Annotated in this window: 15 protein-coding genes; 2 read left to right on the forward strand and 13 right to left on the reverse strand. The window is 66.8% G+C overall.

The features are described 5' to 3' along the window. Nucleotides 1–58: 58 nt before the first annotated feature. From QPR87_RS21115 to QPR87_RS21170, 12 genes are all read right to left on the reverse strand, one after another. Nucleotides 59–559, reverse strand: coding sequence for an acetone carboxylase subunit gamma (locus tag QPR87_RS21115; RefSeq protein ID WP_011750490.1), 501 nt, complete (start codon nt 557–559; stop codon nt 59–61). A 64-nt stretch (nt 560–623) separates the two neighbouring features. After that, on the reverse strand, nt 624–2,939 hold the full coding sequence (locus QPR87_RS21120) for a hydantoinase B/oxoprolinase family protein (protein WP_285051245.1): 2,316 nt from the start codon (nt 2,937–2,939) through the stop codon (nt 624–626). A gap of 24 nt (nt 2,940–2,963) precedes the next feature. Then, nucleotides 2,964–5,135: a hydantoinase/oxoprolinase family protein gene (locus QPR87_RS21125; RefSeq protein ID WP_104493904.1), complete on the reverse strand. Its 2,172-nt coding sequence runs from the start codon at nt 5,133–5,135 to the stop codon at nt 2,964–2,966. A 120-nt stretch (nt 5,136–5,255) separates the two neighbouring features. Further along, entirely contained in the window at nt 5,256–7,064 is a 1,809-nt protein-coding gene (locus QPR87_RS21130) for a sigma-54-dependent Fis family transcriptional regulator (protein WP_502921633.1), read from the reverse strand. A gap of 136 nt (nt 7,065–7,200) precedes the next feature. Further along, on the reverse strand, nt 7,201–7,971 hold the full coding sequence (locus tag QPR87_RS21135; RefSeq protein ID WP_011750494.1) for a FadR/GntR family transcriptional regulator: 771 nt from the start codon (nt 7,969–7,971) through the stop codon (nt 7,201–7,203). An 8-nt stretch (nt 7,972–7,979) separates the two neighbouring features. Beyond that, nucleotides 7,980–9,464 carry a M81 family metallopeptidase gene (locus tag QPR87_RS21140; protein WP_285051247.1) on the reverse strand — a complete coding sequence of 495 codons (1,485 nt, stop codon included), beginning with the start codon at nt 9,462–9,464 and terminating at the stop codon, nt 7,980–7,982. Then, the gene (locus QPR87_RS21145) at nt 9,461–10,720 is read right to left on the reverse strand and encodes a Zn-dependent hydrolase (protein WP_285051248.1); all 1,260 of its coding nucleotides are present in this window, start codon (nt 10,718–10,720) and stop codon (nt 9,461–9,463) included. The genes QPR87_RS21140 and QPR87_RS21145 overlap by 4 nt, the downstream gene beginning before the upstream one ends. An 11-nt stretch (nt 10,721–10,731) precedes the next feature. Further along, nucleotides 10,732–11,436, reverse strand: coding sequence for an ABC transporter ATP-binding protein (locus QPR87_RS21150; RefSeq protein WP_285051249.1), 705 nt, complete (start codon nt 11,434–11,436; stop codon nt 10,732–10,734). Next, nucleotides 11,433–12,200: an ABC transporter ATP-binding protein gene (locus QPR87_RS21155; RefSeq protein ID WP_036756714.1), complete on the reverse strand. Its 768-nt coding sequence runs from the start codon at nt 12,198–12,200 to the stop codon at nt 11,433–11,435. Before QPR87_RS21155 ends, QPR87_RS21150 begins: the two co-directional genes overlap by 4 nt. Before the next feature lies 1 nt (nt 12,201). Next, nucleotides 12,202–13,173, reverse strand: a complete 972-nt coding sequence (locus QPR87_RS21160) for a branched-chain amino acid ABC transporter permease (protein WP_233902065.1) — start codon at nt 13,171–13,173, stop codon at nt 12,202–12,204. A 2-nt stretch (nt 13,174–13,175) separates the two neighbouring features. After that, nucleotides 13,176–14,030 (reverse strand): branched-chain amino acid ABC transporter permease, encoded by an 855-nt coding sequence (locus tag QPR87_RS21165; protein ID WP_104493907.1) that lies wholly within the window; start codon nt 14,028–14,030, stop codon nt 13,176–13,178. Nucleotides 14,031–14,094: 64 nt separating this feature from the next. After that, complete coding sequence (locus tag QPR87_RS21170) at nt 14,095–15,306, reverse strand: ABC transporter substrate-binding protein (protein WP_285051250.1); 1,212 nt, start codon at nt 15,304–15,306, stop codon at nt 14,095–14,097. A 334-nt stretch (nt 15,307–15,640) separates the two neighbouring features. Here QPR87_RS21170 and tpa point away from each other — a divergent pair, with 334 nt between their 5' ends. Together tpa and pdxR are read left to right on the forward strand one after the other, a co-directional pair. After that, complete coding sequence (gene tpa, locus QPR87_RS21175) at nt 15,641–17,020, forward strand: hypotaurine--pyruvate aminotransferase Tpa (RefSeq protein ID WP_285051251.1); 1,380 nt, start codon at nt 15,641–15,643, stop codon at nt 17,018–17,020. A gap of 62 nt (nt 17,021–17,082) precedes the next feature. Beyond that, nucleotides 17,083–18,582, forward strand: a complete 1,500-nt coding sequence (gene pdxR / locus QPR87_RS21180) for a MocR-like pyridoxine biosynthesis transcription factor PdxR (RefSeq protein ID WP_285051252.1) — start codon at nt 17,083–17,085, stop codon at nt 18,580–18,582. Here the strand turns inward: pdxR and QPR87_RS21185 are convergent. Next, nucleotides 18,566–18,672, reverse strand: a 107-nt coding sequence (locus QPR87_RS21185; protein WP_285051253.1) for a phosphate acyltransferase, incomplete at its 5' end; no start/stop codon positions are given. The two genes, pdxR and QPR87_RS21185, sit on opposite strands and share 17 nt — an antisense overlap.

Below are 18,672 nucleotides of genomic sequence, written 5' to 3' on the forward strand. Positions count from 1 at the left end.
ACAGTGGGGCGCCCGATTTCCGGGCGCCCCACTCCGGGGACTGAGTTCGGGGGACGTCTCAGGCCCGTTCAGGAACCGCCATGCCAAGCCAATCCTTGTAGAAGGTGTCGATATCCGGCTCGAAGTCATGGATCACCGGATACCAGGGCGTGGGGGCCTCGACATCCAGCAGGTCGCCCGAGATCGGGCAGAAATATTCGCGGATCACCTGCCAGTCCGGCGAAGGTGCCATCAGGCGGGGATAAAGCTCCTCCATCTTTTCGGCGGTCTCGCGCACGCGGATCCGGGCATGCAGCTTCCAGTTCTGATCCCATTCGCAGAAATCGTGGCCGGCCTGGCTGCGGATCATCCATTTCCTGTCCGACTTGCGCTGGACGATATACAGCTTGGGGCCAAGCGGCAGGATGATGGGATCGTCCCATTCCACCTGCTCCTGCAGGATCTCGATATAGGTCTGGAACCTCTCCTTGTCCTTGGGGGTGGAGAGCATGGTGTGCAGCGTATCGCGGTCGATCTTGCCGTCCACCAGGTCTTTGATCTTGGTCTTGGTATAGGCCATGGGAACCTCCGTCTGACTGGCCTTCCGGGGGCGGCGGCGTCGCAGGAGACGCCGCCGGGACGGTTCATTCCTCGACGAACTGGACGGTCTTCACGTCCGGCAGTTCCGAGATGTCCATGGAGTATTCGCGCCCATAGGACGGGATCGGCAGGTCGGCCTCCATGAGCTTCCAGTCGGCGGGCAGGTTCCAGAAGCTGCGGAACTGCTGCTCGAAGCGCGGGCCCAGCTTGAAGGATGCGGCGAACATCTGCTGGACATGGGTGCCGGCATCCTTGGCGAGGATCTTCTCGCGTTCGGATTCCATCCACTGCCGGGTGGGGACGGATTCCTCCAGCCGTGCCTTGCGGATCGCCTTGCGCTTCGCCTCGGTCGCGGCCTGATCGACGCCCTGCATGCCGTCGCCGGCCTGGGCAAGGATCACGCCATAGACGCTTTCGGCAAAGCGGGGCAGCAGGTAGCCGCCGTTCACGTCGTCGGCCACCTTCTGCGGCTCGCGGTCCAGCGGATCGCCGAAACCCGGACCGCCCCGCATGTAGTTCAGATACAGGTCGTAGTCCTTGAACATCGCCTCGGTGGTGATGGCCTGCTTGTCGCGCTTGATCCGCGCATCGGGCAGCATCGCCTCCCAGGTCGGGTTCTCGGGGTCGGTATCGCCGCCATGCGGGATGGCGCCGCCCTCGGCGATGATCTCCTTGAGCCGGGTGTCATGCGCTTCGAAGCGATAGCCCGAGGCCGCCGGATAGCCGCCCATCAGCCCCCAGTCCGAGCTGATATGGCCGTTGCCCATGAAGAACATCGTCCAGTCCTTGGCGTTCCAGACCATGCGCAGGCTTTCAAAGCCGCAGCCGCCGCGATACTTGCCGGCGCCGCCGGAACTCGCCTTGATCTGCCGGCCCAGATAGACCAGCGGCTCGGCCAGTTCCCAGATCTCCATGTCGCCCATGTCGCCTTCCGGGTTCCACACGGCGGCGGCATGGCTGATGCCGTCCATATGCGCGCTGGCCCCGACCCCGTTCGCCGCGCATTCGAACGAGTTGACGGCGTGGATCTCGTCATACTGGTTGAAGCCGCCGCCCTGCAGCCAGTTCGAGGTATTGGCGTTGCCGGCGTTCACCTCTTCCAGGTAGCCGCGGCCGAAATAGGCCCGGCTGAGACCCCGCCACAGCGCCGTCCATGAGCTGACGAGGAAGTGCCAGGAATAGCTGAAGGCCACGCGCCGGTCGTCCGGGTTCATCCAGGTGCCCTTGGGCAGGCGGAACTCTGTCCCGTAGGCGGCGCCGTCGTTGATCATCTCGGTCGGGATCAGCGATTGCGTCATCATCACCCAGATGCCGGAGGTGAAGCTGACCTGATGGGCGTTGTAGGTATGCCAGCCCCAGCGGGACGAGCCCTCGAAGTCCAGCCGCCAGGTGCCGTCGCCGCGGATGGTGATCTCGGACGGCGTGTGCATGATCGTGTCGACCTTGGCAAAGTCGGACGGAACCCGCACGTCTTCATGCGCATAGGGCACGTCGACGAAGCCGACCTGGCGATACTTGCCGGGAATGGTCATCGCCTTGATGCGGGCCTGAAGGCCGACCCGGCCGTGCTCGACCGCCTCATAGGCGAATTTCCAATAGGACTCGATGCCCTCGTCGGCGATGACCTCCTGCACCAGGTCGCGGATCATGTGGCAGCCGGCGACGCGGGTGCGTTCGTCCAGCATCCAGTAGCGCGTGGTGCGCACCATGCGCTGGCTTTCATGCAGCCAGTCGCGGAACAGCGTGTCGTTCTCGCCGATCTTGCGGCAGGTGATCGAATAGCCGTCGCCGAACCGCTGCACCTGCCCGGTGGACATCGAGCCCGGCCCGACCGAGCCGGTGTCGATCACATGGGTGACGCCGCCGACCCAGCCGATCAGCTCGCCCTCGTGAAAGATCGGCACGATGGTGTGGATGTCGCAGGGATGGACGTTGCCGATCAGGCTGTCGTTGTTGCAGAAGATGTCCTTGTCGCGGATGCCGGGGTTATCCTCCCAGCCGTTCTCGATCATGTACTTGATCGCCGCGCCCATGGTGCCGACATGGATGATGATGCCGGTCGAGGTCAGGATCGAATCGCCCGCCGCGTTGTAGAGGGTGAAGCACAGTTCCCCCTCTTGCTCGACGATGGGCGAGGCGGCGATCTTCTTGGCGGTCTCGCGCGCGTCCACCACCCCGGCACGCAGCCGCGAGAACAGCTTGTTGTATTTGATCGGGTCGCTGTCGCGCAGCTCCGTCTGCTGCAGGCCGGCGTAATGCCTGGTCCGCTTCGTGGCCTCCATCAGCCGGTCGCGATGTTCCTTCAGGGTCTCGCCGCCGCGCACGATGCCGCGGTTCTCGACCTTGGATTGAATGTTCATGACTTCATCTCCTCCCTGAGACCGTCAGATTTCCTTGAGGTGGAAAAGCCGGTGCCCGTCGAGCCAGGTCTCGAAGCCGCCCGGCACGACAAAGGTCGTGGCGTCGGATTCGATGATCGCGGGGCCGGTGATGCGGTTGCCGGGGCGCAGTTTCTCCATCTGGTAAAGCTGCGCGTTCACCCATTTCTTGTGGCGATAGAACTTGCGGGTGCCCAGCTTCGATTCTTCGGGCGGCGCTTCGCCCTGCAATTCCTCTTTCGGGATCCGCGGCTTGGGGATCGGCACCGTGCCGCGCATGATCGCGCCCGTGACTGAATAGCCAAGTTCGGGCGAGCGCGCCGAAGCGGCATAGACGCGGCCATAGGTGTCGTTGAACGCCTCGACCAGCCGGTCCCAGTCCTCGGCCGAACGCGCCTCCATGATCGGGCTTTCGATCTCCAGGTCGTTCAGCTGGCCGCGATATTGCATGCGGAAGCCCGGTTGCAGTTGCACCTTGTCGGGGCTGTAGCCGTTGATCTCGAACTCTTCGAGGACGCGTTCCTTCAGCTCTTCCCAGGCGGCCTGCAGCGTCTCGGCCTGCGTGGTCTTCAGCGCATCGGGGGCATCGGGGGCGATGTTGATGTCCAGCGACTTGTCATAGCGGTATTCGAAATCCGCCGCCGCGCAGCCGAAGGCCGAGAAGCCCGCAGCCCAGGCCGGCACGATCACGTCCTCGAAGCCCAGCCCCTCGGTATAGCCGTAGGTATGGACCGGACCCGCGCCGCCATAGCTGAAGCAGACGAAGTTGCCCGGCGTCGAACCCTTGCCCGAGATCATCGAGCGCAGATAGTCGCGCAGGTCGCTGTCCAGCAATTCGATGACGCCCGCCGCCGCATCCTCGACCGACAGGCCCAGCGGATCGGCGATCTGTTCCTTCATCGCGTTCCAGGCCCGCTCGCGGTCCAGCTTGACCTGGCCGCCCAGGAAGTTGTCGGGGTTCAGATAGCCCAGGATGACGTGGCAGTCCGAGATGGTGACGGTCTCGATCCCCGATTCGGCCCAGCAGACGCCGACCCGGTAGCCCGCCGAATCCGGCCCCAGCTTGATCGCCTTGGTGTAGGGGTCCAGCCGGATGAAGCTGCCCGCCCCCGCGCCGACCGAATCCATCGCGACCAGCGGCAGCGACAGCACCAGCCGCGCCATGTCCGGGTCGTTGCGGATCGTCAGCTCGTTCTGGGTGATCAGCGCCACGTCGAACGAGGTACCGCCGATATCCGAACAGGCGATGTTGGAATAGCCCAGCACCTCGCCCAGGTATTTGGCGCCGATCACCCCGCCGATGGGCCCCGAGACGATGGTGCGCGCCAGTTCCTTGGCCTTCCAGCTGATGGTGCCGCCATGGGTCGCCATCACCCGGAAGTCGAATTTCGAGCCGTTCTCCTTGAAGGCCGAAGAGATCTTGTTCAGCGTCTGCCGCGAAGGCTCGGCGGCATAGGCTTCCAGGATCGTGGTGTTGGTGCGATGGGTCTCCTTGCGCACCGGGTAATAGTCGGTCGAGGCAAAGACCGGGATCGCCTTGCCCGATTTCTCGACCTCCTCCAGCACGATGTCGCGCACCCGGCGCTCATGGGCGGGGTTGCGATAGCTGTGCAGAAGCGAGATCACGATGCCCTCGACATCCTGGGCGATCAGTTCGCGCGCCGCCTGGCGGGCGGTTTCCTCGCGCAGCGGGATGACCACGGTGCCGGACATGTCCACCCGCTCCATCACGCCGCGGGTCAGGTGACGCGGCACCAGCGGCTCGTCATAATAATGCGTGTTCAGGTGGATCCGGTCCTCATAGGCAAAGCCCAGGTAAGCCTGGATCGCGCGGCCCATGCGGTGGAAGTCCTCCATCCCCGCATTGACGATCAGCCCGCAGCGCAGCCCCTTGCGCTGCACCACGCGATTCAGCATCGCGGTGCCGGAATAGACTCCGGTCTGGATTTCCGACAGCGCCTCGTCCAGCGTCAGCCCCCAATGCTCCAGCCCCTCCTTCGAGCTGGCGATCAGGCCGAGCGCCTCGTTCTGCGGTGTCGACTGGGCCTTGCCGACCACGAAGTCCCCGTCGCTGTCGACGAAGAACGTGTCGGTCATGGTGCCGCCGGCGTCGATGCCCAGCACCTGCACCTTTCGATGCGATTCCTTGTCCAATGGCACGGTTTTTCCTCCTCCCATTGCGCCACCTCCCCGTGGCGTATGGAAAGGATGCAGCCGCTGCGGCTGCGGGTGTTGTCCGGTTTTCGGACATCGTGCCGGACATGCTGCGGACGCAATGACGCGGTGCGGAAAGCGCCGTCAGTGCTTGCGCGCGCGCGGCACCCCGTATTGTTCCAGCTTGAGGTAAAGCGTCGAGCGCGAGATCCCCAGGCGCCGCGCCGTTTCGGTCATGTTGCCGCCGCATGCGGCCACCGCATCGAGGATCTCGACCCTCTCGCGGTCGCGCAACGTCTCCTCGCGGCCCGGTCGCCTGCCCCGCGCGATGGCCGGGGGCAGGTCCGCCGCATCGACGAGCCGGCTGAAGGACGTGGCTGAAAGCGCCTCGACAAGATTGCGCAATTCGCGCAGGTTTCCCGGCCAGTCATAGGCTTGCAGTCGCAGCATGGCGGCCGGCGTGAAGCGGACGACGCCCTTCCGTCGGTCCGAACAGGTTTCCGAGAAATGCCTGACCAGGTCCGGCAGGTCCGCGCGCCGCTCCGCGAGCGAAGGCAGCCGCAGCACGGCGCCCGAGAGCCGGAAATGCAGATCGGCCCGCAGGCGCTCGGCCGCCAGGCGTTCCGAAAGCGGCACCGAAGACAGGCTGATCACCTGCACCGGCGCGGCCCGCTGAAGCTGTGCCAGCGACTGCGCCAGCGCGACCTGGACCGGCAGGGGCGTTTCGACCGGCTCGTCCAGAATCAGCGTGCCGCCGCCGTCGGACAGCCGCGCCAGCCATTCGCCGCCTGGCGCGCCGCGCAGCATCGCGGGCTCCAGCAGGCTGCAATCCACCAGTTCCAACGGCATCCGGGCCTGCGGGCCGGCCTCGTGCAGCGCCCGTGCCAGGGTTTCCTTGCCGCTGCCCGCCTGCCCCTTGATCACCAGGGGGACGCCGCTTTCGACAAGCTTCGCGGCCTCGTCGCAGATCGGCGCCATCATCGACCCTATGCCGGCAATGGCCGGCAGGTCGATGCGGTCCTTGCGTTCGCCGCGGCGCCTGGTCGGGAAGCTGACGACCAGCCCCAGCGCCTCGCCACGGCTGAGGATCAGATCGACGCCCGCTTCCGGCAAGGCGGCGCTGAACCGCTCGGCCAGCAGGTGCGGATCGCCCTCGAACGCAGGGGCCTCGGCCAGACCGGCGGTCGCCGGCCCGAGCTTGGTGCTGAGCCGTTCGGAGGCGCCCGATGCCCAGACCTGCCGGCCATAGCGGTCGAAGACGGCCATGTCGCCCCCGCGACCCGCGCCCATGCCGGAGGAAAGCAGATGGCCGATCAATGCCTCGCGCTCTTGCAGCCCCAGCGCGCGCAGCGCCTCTTCGATCTGCAGCGCCAGGCTGACCGAAAGCGCCGCGCCCCGGCGCATCTGTTCCTGGGCGGGGGCCGAAATATCCACCACGCCAAGCATCTTGCCCGTCACGGGGTCGTGGATCGGTGCCGCGGCGCAGGACCAGTGGTGGATCGCTTCGCAGAAATGCTCGACCCCGGTGATGCTGACCGGCTTGCCCAGATGCAGCGCCGTGCCGATCGCGTTGGTGCCGATGGCGGCCTCGTCCCACCGCCCGCCGGGCTGGAGGTGGTTCTCGGCGCCGCGCGACAGCACGCGCGCATCCCCCGCCGCTTCGAGCACGACGCCCTTCTGGTCGCAGAGCAGCAGCATGGCGCCCGCGTCATCGAGCATGTAGCCGGTGCGCCGGACGGCGAGTTTCGCGGCTTCGCGCAGGCGCGTGTTTCTGGACCGAAGATTGTTCAGTTCGTCCTGACCCAATGACGGCGCCTGCCGCAACGCATGCAGCCTCGCGCCCTCCTTTGACCGAACCCAGGATCTGAGCACGACTTCTCGAACGCTTGGGGGCACGCTCCCCAAGGCACGAAAGCGTTCCCAGTCCTCCTTCTGGATGCTTTCCGCCATCATCTGCGCCCTCTGGTGAGGTAGGGGAAGATAAGGGACCGCACCCCGGTGATGTCAAGAAAACAGTTGCGCCGCCGTGCTGGTCTTGCGCAGGCGGGGTCCGCCACGGATGCGCGGCCTCACCGCCGCGTTCTGGCGTTCAGAACCGGCTCAGAAGGTCCGAGCGGAACGAGGCGTCCAGCCGGCGCATGTAGCTTTCCGCGCAGCACATGTGTTCGTGCATGATGCGGGCGGCGGCATCGCCGTCCTCGGCGCGAAACGCGGCCAGAAGCTGCCTGTGGCTTTCGATGTTCGCCTCGCCGAAGATCTCGTGCTCGCGCATGCTTTCGCTGCGATAGCTGACCAGATCCCGCAGCATGCTGTTCAGGAAGCGGCACATGAAGACCAGGATCACGTTGTCCGAGGCTTCGCAGAGGATGTCGTGGAACTCGGTCTCGGCCCGGCGCACCAGGGCGCGATCCTGCGCCGCGTTCGCCTCTTCGCAGATGCGGACGTTCTCTTCCAGCCGGCGGAAATGCGCGGGCGCCAGCTTGCCGATGACGTTGCGCGCCAGGCTGACCTCCAGCGACTGGCGCAGCTCATAGACCTGGGCAAAGTCGATCTTCTGGAAATGCAGGTATTGTCGCAGCTGCTGGGTGACGATGTCGATCGAGGCCGGCTGGATCTCGGGGCCGCCGTTCGGACCCGAGAGCATGCGCACAAGCCCCTCGACCTCCAGCGCTTTCAGCGCCTCGCGGATGGTGCCTTTCGAGCAGCCGTAATGCTCCATCAGCGCACGCTCATGCGGCAGCCGGTCGCCGGGGCGCAAACCGTCGCGGGCGATGCGGCGGCGGATGTCCTCGGCCACCTGATCCGACAGCTTGATGCGGGTAAGCCTGCGTTCCCTGCCTGCCGGTGCGTCCTGATCCATGCGGTCCTTCAGTCTTGCCAGATTGTCCCGGGGTCCAGCGGATATATGGGCCGGGCCAATTTTTTGAAAGCAAAGAGATCGTAATCCGAGGCGGTTACGCCCGAGCTTGCGCATTCCACCACGGCTTTCGCAAGCGGCTCGAAGACCGGGCGGCAATACATGCGCGATTTCAGGTGCAGGAAGCGCGCGCTGGCGGCATCGAGGCCGAGGCTGGCGAACACGCCCAGGTCCAGCGGCTCATGCGGTTCCTCGCAGATCACGATGCGCGCGGCGCCGGTGTCGAATGCGGCGGCACGGCCCATGCAAAGCTCCTGCCCGTTGTAGATCGGCCCGGCGACACGATAGCGCCCGTCGGACAGCGCCGTCACGCGACCCTTCAGCCGCAGCGGCGGGCGGGGCGCGGGCAGGCCCTCGGCCGGGGTCTTGTTGCCAAGCGCGATCTCGGCCTCGGCCCCCTCGCCCGCCGCGAAAAGCCGGGCCACGGTTTCGGGATCGGCAACGGGACCGACAAGGATGCCCTGTTGCCCGGCGGCCATCAGCTCCTCCAGCACGTCCATCACGTCGCAGCTGCCACCCGACATGCAGTTGTCGCCGTGGTCCAGAAGCAGCACCGGCGCCGAACCGTCGGCCAGCGCGGCGGCGCGGGCGATGGATTGCGGCAGCGGCTCCTCGGCATAGACGTATTCGGCGCGTCGCTGCCATGCCTCGCGGCCCAGTTCCCGGGCCACCTCGCGCGCAAGCTCCGGCGTGTCGGCGACGGTGACGATGGACAGGCCGGTCTCGGCCAGGTCGGCGATGGGAAAGCCGCCGAAGACCGTCGCCGCCTGCACGCCCGGCCGCGCCTCGGCCTGCCGCGCCAGCGCGATCAGGTCGGTCATGGCGCAATCGGTGGTGGTGTTCATGCACAGCGTCGCCGCCAGCATCGGCGGATGGCACAGCGCCATGGCCGGACGCGGGGCACCGGAAAGCAGCGGTTCGAACAGGCGCAGGACATGTTCTCCGGTTTCGACCATGTCCACATGCGGATAGGTCTTGAAGCCGACGATCACGTCGCAATGCTCCAGCATGCCGCCGGTGATGTTGCCATGCAGGTCCAGCGCCACGCCGATGGGCACGCCCGGCGCGGCGGCGCGGATGCGGCACAGCAGTTCGCCCTCGCCATCGTCATGGCTGCGGGTGACCATGGCGCCATGCAGGTCCAGCAGGATGCCGTCGCAGCCCCTTTCGACCGCCGCCAGGATGGCCTGCGCCATGGCCTCGAAGGCATCGTCCTCAACGGGCCCCGAGGGCATGGCATGGGCCAGCACTGGCACCTCGATCTCGGCGCCGATGCGACGGGCGAAGGCGTGGAAGGCGCCGATGGCGGCGGGATAGTTCTCGGCCGCGGCCAGCGCATCCTCGCCCCATCTCGGGGCAAAGGCGGCCAGCGGGGTCTTGACCGGCGAGAAGGTGTTGGTCTCGTGGTTCAGCCGGGCCAGCACAAGACGGGTCATGCGGCCACCCCCTTGCGGGCCTCGGCCATGCGGCGGTCGTAGTCCAGCACCGCCTCCAGCAGCACCTGCGCGCCGGCAGCGCATTCCGCGGGTTCGGTCGATTCGGCGGGGTTGTGGCTCAGCCCGTCCTTGCAGGGCACGAAGATCATCGTCGTCGGCGCCACGGCCGCCGCATGGGCCGCGTCATGGCCGGCGCCCGAGATGATGTCGCGCGTCGAATAGCCCGCCGCCCGCGCCCCCGTCCGCACCGAGGCGATGCATTCGGCATCGAAAACCACCGGCGCGGTGCGCGAGATCTGCTCCAGCCGGTGCGTGAGCCCGACCGCTTCGGCGGCATCGCGCACCAGTTCCTCGACCTCGGCCTGCATCCGGTCCAGCACCGCGTCCGAAGGGTGGCGCAGGTCGATGGTGGCGCGCACCTCGCCGGGGATCACGTTATGCGAGTTCGGGCCGATCTCCAGAAAGCCGATGGTGCCCACCGCGTCGGGATGCGCCTTGGCGATGCGGTCGATACCCTCGATCACCCGCGCCATGCCCAGCAGCGCGTTGCGACGCATCCCCATCGGGGTCGAGCCGGTATGCGCCGCGGTGCCGGTCATGGTCAGGTCGAACCAGCGCATGCCCTGAATGCCCTGCACCACGCCGATCTCGACCCCCTCGGCTTCCAGGATCGGGCCCTGCTCGATATGCAGCTCGAACATCGCGCCAAAGCGGACCGCGCCCGCCCTGGCCTCGCCGCGATAGCCGATGCGGTCGAGGCTGGCGCCGAACGTGTCGCCGCGGGCATCCGCCCGCCCGTCGCCGTATTCGCGGCTATAGACCCCAGCCCAGATGCCCGAGCCGAGCATGGCCGGCGAAAAGCGCGAGCCCTCCTCGTTGGTCCAGTTGACCAGCATCAAGGGCGCCTCGGTCCGGTAGCCGGCGGCGTCGAGCGTGCGCAGCACCTCGAGCCCCGCCAGCACCCCCAGCACGCCGTCGAACTTGCCCCCGGTGGGCTGGGTGTCCAGATGGCTGCCCATGGCGATGGCGGGCAGATCCGCGCGGGCACCGGGACGGGTGGCGAACATGTTGCCGGCCTCGTCCACGGTCATGCTCAGCCCCAGCGCGTCGCATCGGGCGCGCAGCCAGTCGCGCACGCGGCGGTCGTCCTCGGACAGCGTCAGCCGGGCGATGCCGCCGTCGGGCGTGGCCCCGATCCGCGCCGTTTCCATCAGGCTGTCCCACAGCCTTTCGGCGTCGATTGTCAGGTTGGACATGGTGTTTTCCTTCATGCCTTCACGCCCAGGTAGCGGTCGATGGTGTCCGGGTCGCTGCGGAACTCGTTGGCACTGGCGCAATGCACGATGCGGCCCAGTTCCAGGATGTAATGCCGGTCGGCAAGCTGGCTGCAGACGGCCAGGTTCTGCTCGACCAGCAGGATCGGGACGCCGGCCTCGCGGATCAGGCGGATCTGGGCGACGATCTCCTCGACGATGATCGGGGCCAGGCCCTCGACCGGCTCGTCGAGCATCAGCACCTTGGGACCGTTCAGCAGCGCCCGGGCGATGGAAAGCATCTGCTGCTCGCCCCCCGAAAGCTGGCCGCCGCCGTTCTTCCTGCGCTCTTCCAGTCGCGGGAAGATGCGGTAGATGTCGCCAAGCGACCATGGCGAGCCGCGCTTTTCGGCGATGCGCAGGTTCTCCTCGACGGTCAGCAGCTGGAAGATGCCGCGATCCTCGGGCACCAGCGACAGCCCGGCGGCGGCGATGCGATGCGCCGGCTGGCCGGTCATGTCGCGGCCGGCCAGTTCGACGCGGCCCTGCCGGGGCGTGATCAGCCCCACGGCGGTCTTCAGCGTCGTGCTTTTTCCGGCGCCGTTGCGGCCCAGCAGGGTGACGATCTCGCCCTGCCCGACCTCCAGCGTGACGCCTTGCAGGATGTGGCTCTTGCCGTAATAGCTGTGCAGATCGGTCAGTCGCAAAGCCGGCGTCATGCGATGTCCCCCGTGATCATGTTGCCCAGATAGGCGCGCTGCACCTCGGGGTCGTCGCGGACCTGCGCCGGCGGCCCCTCGACCAGCTTGCGGCCCAGCCGCATCACCGTGACCATGTCCGAGATGTTCATGACGATGCCCATGTTATGCTCGATGAACAGTACGGTATGGTCGCGGCCCAGGTCGCGGATCAGCTGCTTCATCGCCTCGATGTCGTCGATGCCCATGCCGGATGTCGGCTCGTCCAGCAGGATGACGCGCGGCCGCGCGGCCATGGCCATGCCGACCTCCAGCCGCCGCTGCTGGCCATGCGACAGCTCGCCCGCCAGCCGGTTCGACACGGGGGCAAGCGCCAGCCGCTCGATCACCTCGTCGGCGATGGCCAGCGCCTCGGCATTGGCCTCGGCCCGCCGCCAGGGCGCGAGCGCCTGCCACGGCGTGCGGCCCTGGGCGGCAAGGCGCAGGTTCTCGCGCAGGGCCAGGTTCGGGAACAGGCTGGTCACCTGGAACGAGCGCGCGATGCCCAGCCGCACCCGGTCGTCGTCCGAGGTGTCGGTGATGTCGCGCCCGTCCAGCTCGATCCGGCCCGAGGATGCCCGCACCCGCCCGGTCAGCGCGTGGAACAGCGTGGTCTTGCCCGCCCCGTTCGGCCCGATGATCGAATGGACCGAGTTGCGGCGGATCTGCAGGTCCACCTCGGCCAGCGCGTGGAAGTTGCCGTATTTGACCCCAAGGCCGCGGGTCTGCAATGCGATGTCGGTCATCTCAATGCTCCTCGGCCGGGGTTTCGGGCGCCCGTTCGCGGCGGAAGACCAGGTCGTAGCCCCGCTCGACCAGCCCCCAGAGCCCGCGTTGCAGAAACAGCGCCACGGTGACCAGCACCAGGCCCAGCAGCAACAGCCAGCGCGGCCAGACGGTCGAAAGCGCATCGGCCAGAAGCAGGTAGAACCCCGCCCCCAGCACCGAGCCGAACAGGCTGGAGCTGCCGCCGATGATGGTCATGATCAGGATCAGCTCGCTGGTGTGGTATTCGATGTTCGACAAGGGCGCGACGCCGATCAGCATGGCATGGAGCGCGCCGCCGAAGGCCGTGACCGCGCCCGAGATGGCGAAGGCCTCAAGCTTGAACAGCTTGGTGGGAAAGCCGATGGCGGCCGCGCGCCCCTCGTTCTCGCGGATCGCCAGCAGGGTGCGGCCAAAAGTCGATTGCGTGACCATGACCAGGATCGCGAAGACCGCCACGAAACAGACCGCGACATAGGTGTAATAGGACCAGGGCGCATTCAGCGCCGTGCCGCCGACCGAGGGACGCGGCACGCCCAACAGGCCGTTGTCGCCGCCGGTCACGCCGCTGAACGTATAGGCGACGAAATAGAACAGCTGTGAAAAGGCCAGCGTCAGCATGACGAAATAGACCCCCTGCCGGCGGATCGACAGCCAGCCGACCAGCGTCGCCGTGGCCGCGCCAAGCACCGCCGCGCCGGCCAGCACCACCGGCACCGGAACCTGCCAGCGCGTCAGGCAGATGCCCGCCGCATAGGTGCCGATGCCGAAGAAGATGCCCTGGCCGAAGGACAGAAGGCCGGTATAGCCCAGAAGCAGGTTGCAGGCGGCGACGACCATGGCAAAGATCAGGATTTCGGTCGCGAGGATGCCGGATTTCAGGAACAGCGGCAGCACCAGCACGGCCAGCACCGCCAGCGCCAGCTGCGCATAGGGTTTGTCGAGCGGGTTCATGCTCATGCCCTCCCCAACAGGCCGCGGGGCATCAGCGCGATGACCAGCGCCATGCCGACATAGATCATCAGCCGCGCGCCCTCGGGCCACAGCGTGGTCATGACGCTTTGCACCACGCCGACCAGCAGGCCCGCGACCAGCGCGCCGGTATAGCTGCCCATGCCGCCGATCACGACGACGACGAAGGCCACCGACAGCGCCTCGATCCCCATGAAGGGCTCGACGCCGCGGATCGGCGCGGCCAGCGCGCCGGCCAGCCCCGCAAGCCCGGCGCCGAAACCGAAGACGGCGGTGTTGATGCGCAGCGTGTTGTAGCCCAGCAGCGCCATGTTCGAGGGCGACTCGGACCCGCCGCGCACGATGGCGCCCAGCCGCGTGCCCTCCAAAAGCCACCACAGCAACCCGGCCAGGACGGCTGTGAAGCCGATGGTGAACAGCCGATATTGCGGATAGATGAAATCGCCCAGGATGACGACGCCCTGCAACCCCTCGGGCGCGGGCACCGAGCCGCCCAGCGGCCCCCAGGCGATGATCACCAGTTCCTGCACGACCAACGCCAGGCCGACCGTCACCAGGATGTGGAAGGTATGCGGCAGCTTGTAGATGCGATGCAGCAGCAGCGCCTCGATCAGCGCGGCGATGCCGGCGACGATCAGCGTGGCCAGCGGCATGGCGGCCCAGAAGCTGAAGCCGCGCATGGTCAGGTCATAGGTCAGATAGGCGCCCAGCAGGTAGAAGGCGCCATGGGCGAAGTTCACGAACTGCAAGAGGCCGAAGATGACGCTGAGGCCGACCGCAAGCAGGAAATACAGCATCCCCAGACCGATGCCGTTCAGAACCTGGAAAAGGTAGATCACGGGCTTCTCCTGAAACCGGGCGAAAAGGCCCCGCGCGACAGGGATCGCGCGGGGAGGCGGGGGATCAGGCAGGCATGGCGCAGCCGGCATCCTCGGGCGACAGGAACGATTTTCCGGCGCTGATGATCTCGGCGTAATCGTCCTTGTTGGCCATGTCGGCCTTGGCCTTGCCCTTGAGCAGGTAATAGTCCTTGATGACCTGGTGGTCGGCGGCGCGGATCTCTTCCTCGCCGGTCAGGCCCTGGTATTTCAGCCCGTTCAGCGCCGCGGCGATGCCCGCGCCGTCCGGCGAGCCGGCCTTGACCGCCGCCTCCAGCAGCAGTTTCGAGCAGATATAGCTGCCGGCAAAGGAATAGTTCGGGTTGAAGCCGTGCTTTTCCTGCACCTTGGCGACCAGTTCGCGGTTCAGCGCCGAGTCGGCGCCGTGCCAGTATTGCGCGCCGAAATAGACGCCCTCGCAGATATCCGGCCCCAGCGCCTCGAACTGCTCCAGCCCCGAGGCCCAGGCGACGACGATGGTCATGCGTTGCTTGAGGCCGAAGCTGACCGCCTGCCGCAGCGTGTCCGAGCTTTGCGCGCCGAAGTTCAGCAGCAACAGCACGTCGGGCTGGGCGGCGATGGCATTGGTCAGGTAGCCCGAGAATTCCTTGTCGGTCAGCGAATGATAGCTGTTGCCGACATGCTCGATGCCCCTTTCCTGAAACACGTCCTTGGCAGCGTTCAGAAGCCCGTCGCCAAAGACATATTGCGGGGTGATCGTATACCACTTCTTCGCGTCGGGCAGCGCGTCGATGATCGGGCGCACCGTCTCGTTGATGGCGCCATAGGTCGGCACCGACCAGCGGAAGGTGGCCCTGTTGCAATCGACGCCGGTGATCTCGTCGGCGCCGGCGGTGGTCATGAAGGCGCCGCCGCCGCGCTCGACCTCCTTGCCCATGGCCAGCGATTCCGACGACAGGATCCCGCCCGCGAACAGCTTGACCCCGTCCTGCGCCAGCGCGTCCTGCACCTTGCGCACGGCGGTTGCGGGCTTGCCCTCGGTATCGAGGTCAAGGGTCGAGACCTGCACGCCATGCGCGGCCGCGACCTCTTCGGCGGCCAGAAGCGCGCCGATGGTGGCGAATTTGCCGTTGGCGGCGAAGGCGCCCGAGATCGGCACCGGCACGCCGATCTTCAGCGCCTCGCCCTGGGCAAGCGCGCGGGTGACAAGGCCCGGCGCGGCAAGCGAGGCGGCGGCCAGCGTGGATGTGGTCAGGAAACGACGACGATTGAGCATGAGGAAACCCTGTTGTTGGCGTTGCATTGGTTCTTGGGGAGGCAACTTTCCAAACTATACGGATAGATAGGATTATCTGTCTATAAGCAGCTTCGCGCGCAGCCATGAATATTTCATAGTGAAAACAATTGATTGATTGTTTTTGCAGCGCAGCGATGCTTTCGCGCTCGCAGAAACGGCAGCGGGAAAATGCGCGCTTCCGGCCCGAATCCCCACCCGATTCGGCCCTGCCCATGAGAAACTGGCTCCATCTATTCGCCCAATCTGGCTCTATCCCTTTGCCGCGTTCGGGCGCAGTCAGAGAGAAACGCCCTTCACCCGCAGGAGTCCGGCCATGACGCTCGATCTGAACCCCAACGACATGTCCCATGTGGTCGCGGCCGACCGCGCCCATGTCTGGCACCACCTGAGCCAGCACAAGCAGTATGAGACCATCGACCCGCGCGTCTTTGTCGAGGGCAAGGGCATGCGGCTGTGGGACGCCACCGGGCGCGAGTTCCTCGATGCCGTCTCGGGCGGCGTCTGGACCGTCAACGTGGGCTATGGCCGCGAAAGCATCGCCGATGCGATCCGCGACCAACTGGTCAAGCTGAACTATTACGCCGGTGCGGCGGGCACCGTGCCGGGCGCGATCTTTGCGCAGAAGCTGATCGAAAAGATGCCGGGTATGACCCGGGTCTATTACTCGAACTCGGGCTCCGAGGCGAACGAGAAGGTCTACAAGATGGTGCGCCAGATCGCGGCGCGCCACCATGGCGGCAAGAAATGGAAGATCCTCTATCGCGACCGCGACTATCACGGCACCACCATCGCCACGCTGGCGACCAGCGGCCAGGACCAGCGCGCCATCGCCTACGGCCCCTTCCCCGACGGCTTCGTGCGCGTGCCGCATTGCCTTGAATACCGCAAGCAGTGGGACGTGGAAAACTACGGCGAGCGCGCCGCCGACGCCATCGAGGAGGTGATCCTGCGCGAAGGCCCCGATACCGTCGGCGCCATCGTGCTGGAGCCGGTGACGGCCGGCGGCGGCGTCATCACCCCGCCCGAGGGCTATTGGCAGCGCGTGCAGGAGATCTGCCGCAAATACGACATCCTGCTGCATATCGACGAGGTGGTCTGCGGGCTTGGCCGCACCGGCACCTGGTTCGGCTATCAGCAATACGGCATCGAGCCTGATTTCGTCACCATGGCCAAGGGCGTCGCCTCGGGCTATGCGGCGATCTCCTGCACCGTCACCACCGAGCGCGTCTTCGAGATGTTCAAGGACGCGCCCGAGGACGGCATGAGCTTCTTCCGCGACATCTCGACCTTCGGCGGCTGCACCTCGGGGCCGGTGGCGGCGATCGAGAACATGCGCATCATCGAGGACGAGGGGCTGCTCGACAACACCGTCGCCATGGGCGAGCGCACGCTGGCGAACCTCAACGCGCTGATGGAGAAGCACAAGGTCATCGGCGACGTGCGCGGCAAGGGCCTGTTCTGCGGCGCCGAGCTGGTCGCGGACCGGGCCAGCAAGGAGCCGATGGACGAAAAGAAGGTGCAGGCCGTCGTGGCGGATTGCCTTGCGCAGGGCGTCATCATCGGCGCGACCAACCGCTCGCTGCCGGGCTTCAACAACACGCTCTGCCTGTCGCCGGCGCTGATCGCCACGGCCGACGACATCGACCGCATCACCAATGCCATCGACAACGCCCTGACCAAGGTCTTTGCCTGACCCTTGATCCGCGGCGGCATTCGGGGGACTGATAAGCTCCGTCAGCCGCCGCGGATCACTCCATGCCGATTCCCCCCGACGCCTTTTTCCTGGACCATGCCGCCGGCCTGCCCCTGCAGGTCCAGTTGCGCCGCCAGATCATCGCGTCGGTGACGGCAGGCCGCTTTCGGCCGGGCGAAAAGCTGCCATCGACCCGCGCGCTGGCCCTGCATCTGGGCGTGGCGCGGGTGACGGTGGCGCAGGCCTTCGCCGAGCTCGTCTCGACCGATTACCTGACCAGCCGCGACCGATCCGGCCATTACATCTCGGACAGCATCGAGCGGCGGCTCGAGGCCGAGCCCCCGGCCCCCGACGCGCCGCGCTTCGACTGGGACAGCCAGCTCGAAGGCCGTTTCGGCCGGGCGCAGCGCCGGGATCGCGAGCGCGACTGGCGCCGCTTCGCCTATCCCTTCGTCTATGGCCAGGCCGACCCGGCGCTGGTCGACCATGCCGCCTGGCGCGACTGCGCCATGCGCGCGCTGGGGCGGCGCGAATTCGACAGCCTCACCGGCGACCTCTACGACGCCGACGACCCGGAACTGGTCGACCATATCGCCCGCCAGATCCTGCCCCGGCGCGGCATCAGCGCCGGGCGGGACGAGATCCTGCTGACCATGGGGGCGCAGAACGCGCTGTGGCTGGTGGCGCAGCTGCTGTTGCGCCCCGGCGCCTCCTGCGCGGTCGAGGACCCCTCCTATCCCGGCCAGCGCGAGATCCTGACCGCCAGCCGCGCCCGCATCCTGCCGGTCCCGGTCGATGCCCGCGGCCTGCCGCCTCACGCCATCCCGCCCGGCGTCTCGGCGGTCTTCACCACGGCCAGCCACCAATGCCCGACCAATTCCACCATGCCGCTGGCCCGGCGCAAGGAATTGCTGGCCCGCGCCCAGGCCCAAGGCTTCGCGGTGGTCGAGGACGATTACGAATTCGAGATGTCGTTCGCCGGCGCCCCCTCGCCCGCGCTCAAGGCCATCGACCGGGCCGGGGCGGTGATCTATATCGGCTCGTTCTCGAAATCGGTCTTTCCGGGCGTGCGGCTGGGTTATGTCGTGGCCGATCCGCGCTTCATCGCCGAGACGCGGGCGCTGCGCGGCATGGTGCTGCGCCATCCGCCCGGCCATATGCAGCGGACGCTGGCGCATTTCCTGTCGCTCGGCCATTACGACGCGCAGGCGAACCGGATGCGCCGCGCCTATGCGCAGCGGCGCGAGGTGATGCTGGCCGCCATCGCGCATGAGGGGCTGCGGCTTGCCTCGCCCGAGGCGACCGGCGGTTCCAGCTTCTGGCTGGCGACGCCCGAGGGGGTGGATTCCGCCGAACTCGCAGCCCTGCTCAAGACGCGCGACGTACTGATCGAGCCGGGCGCGGCATTCTTCGCCGCACCTTCGCGGGGCGGCGGTTTTTTCCGTCTTGCCTATTCGTCGGTCCCCGCGGACCGGATTGCTGCGGGGATCGGCCGGATCGGGGCTGCGATGCGCGAGTTGTCGACCCATTCTGGTGTTTTTGTGTCTATTTCGTCTGCATAGCGGTTATTGCTGTTGCGTTTACGATGTCCTGGACCGAGCAGGCGCGCGAGAGGTCGTTTGCGGGTTTTGCGAGGCCTTGCAGGATGGGTC

It is taken from the genome of Paracoccus sp. SSJ (genome assembly GCF_030234105.1).
Lineage (GTDB): Bacteria > Pseudomonadota > Alphaproteobacteria > Rhodobacterales > Rhodobacteraceae > Paracoccus > Paracoccus denitrificans.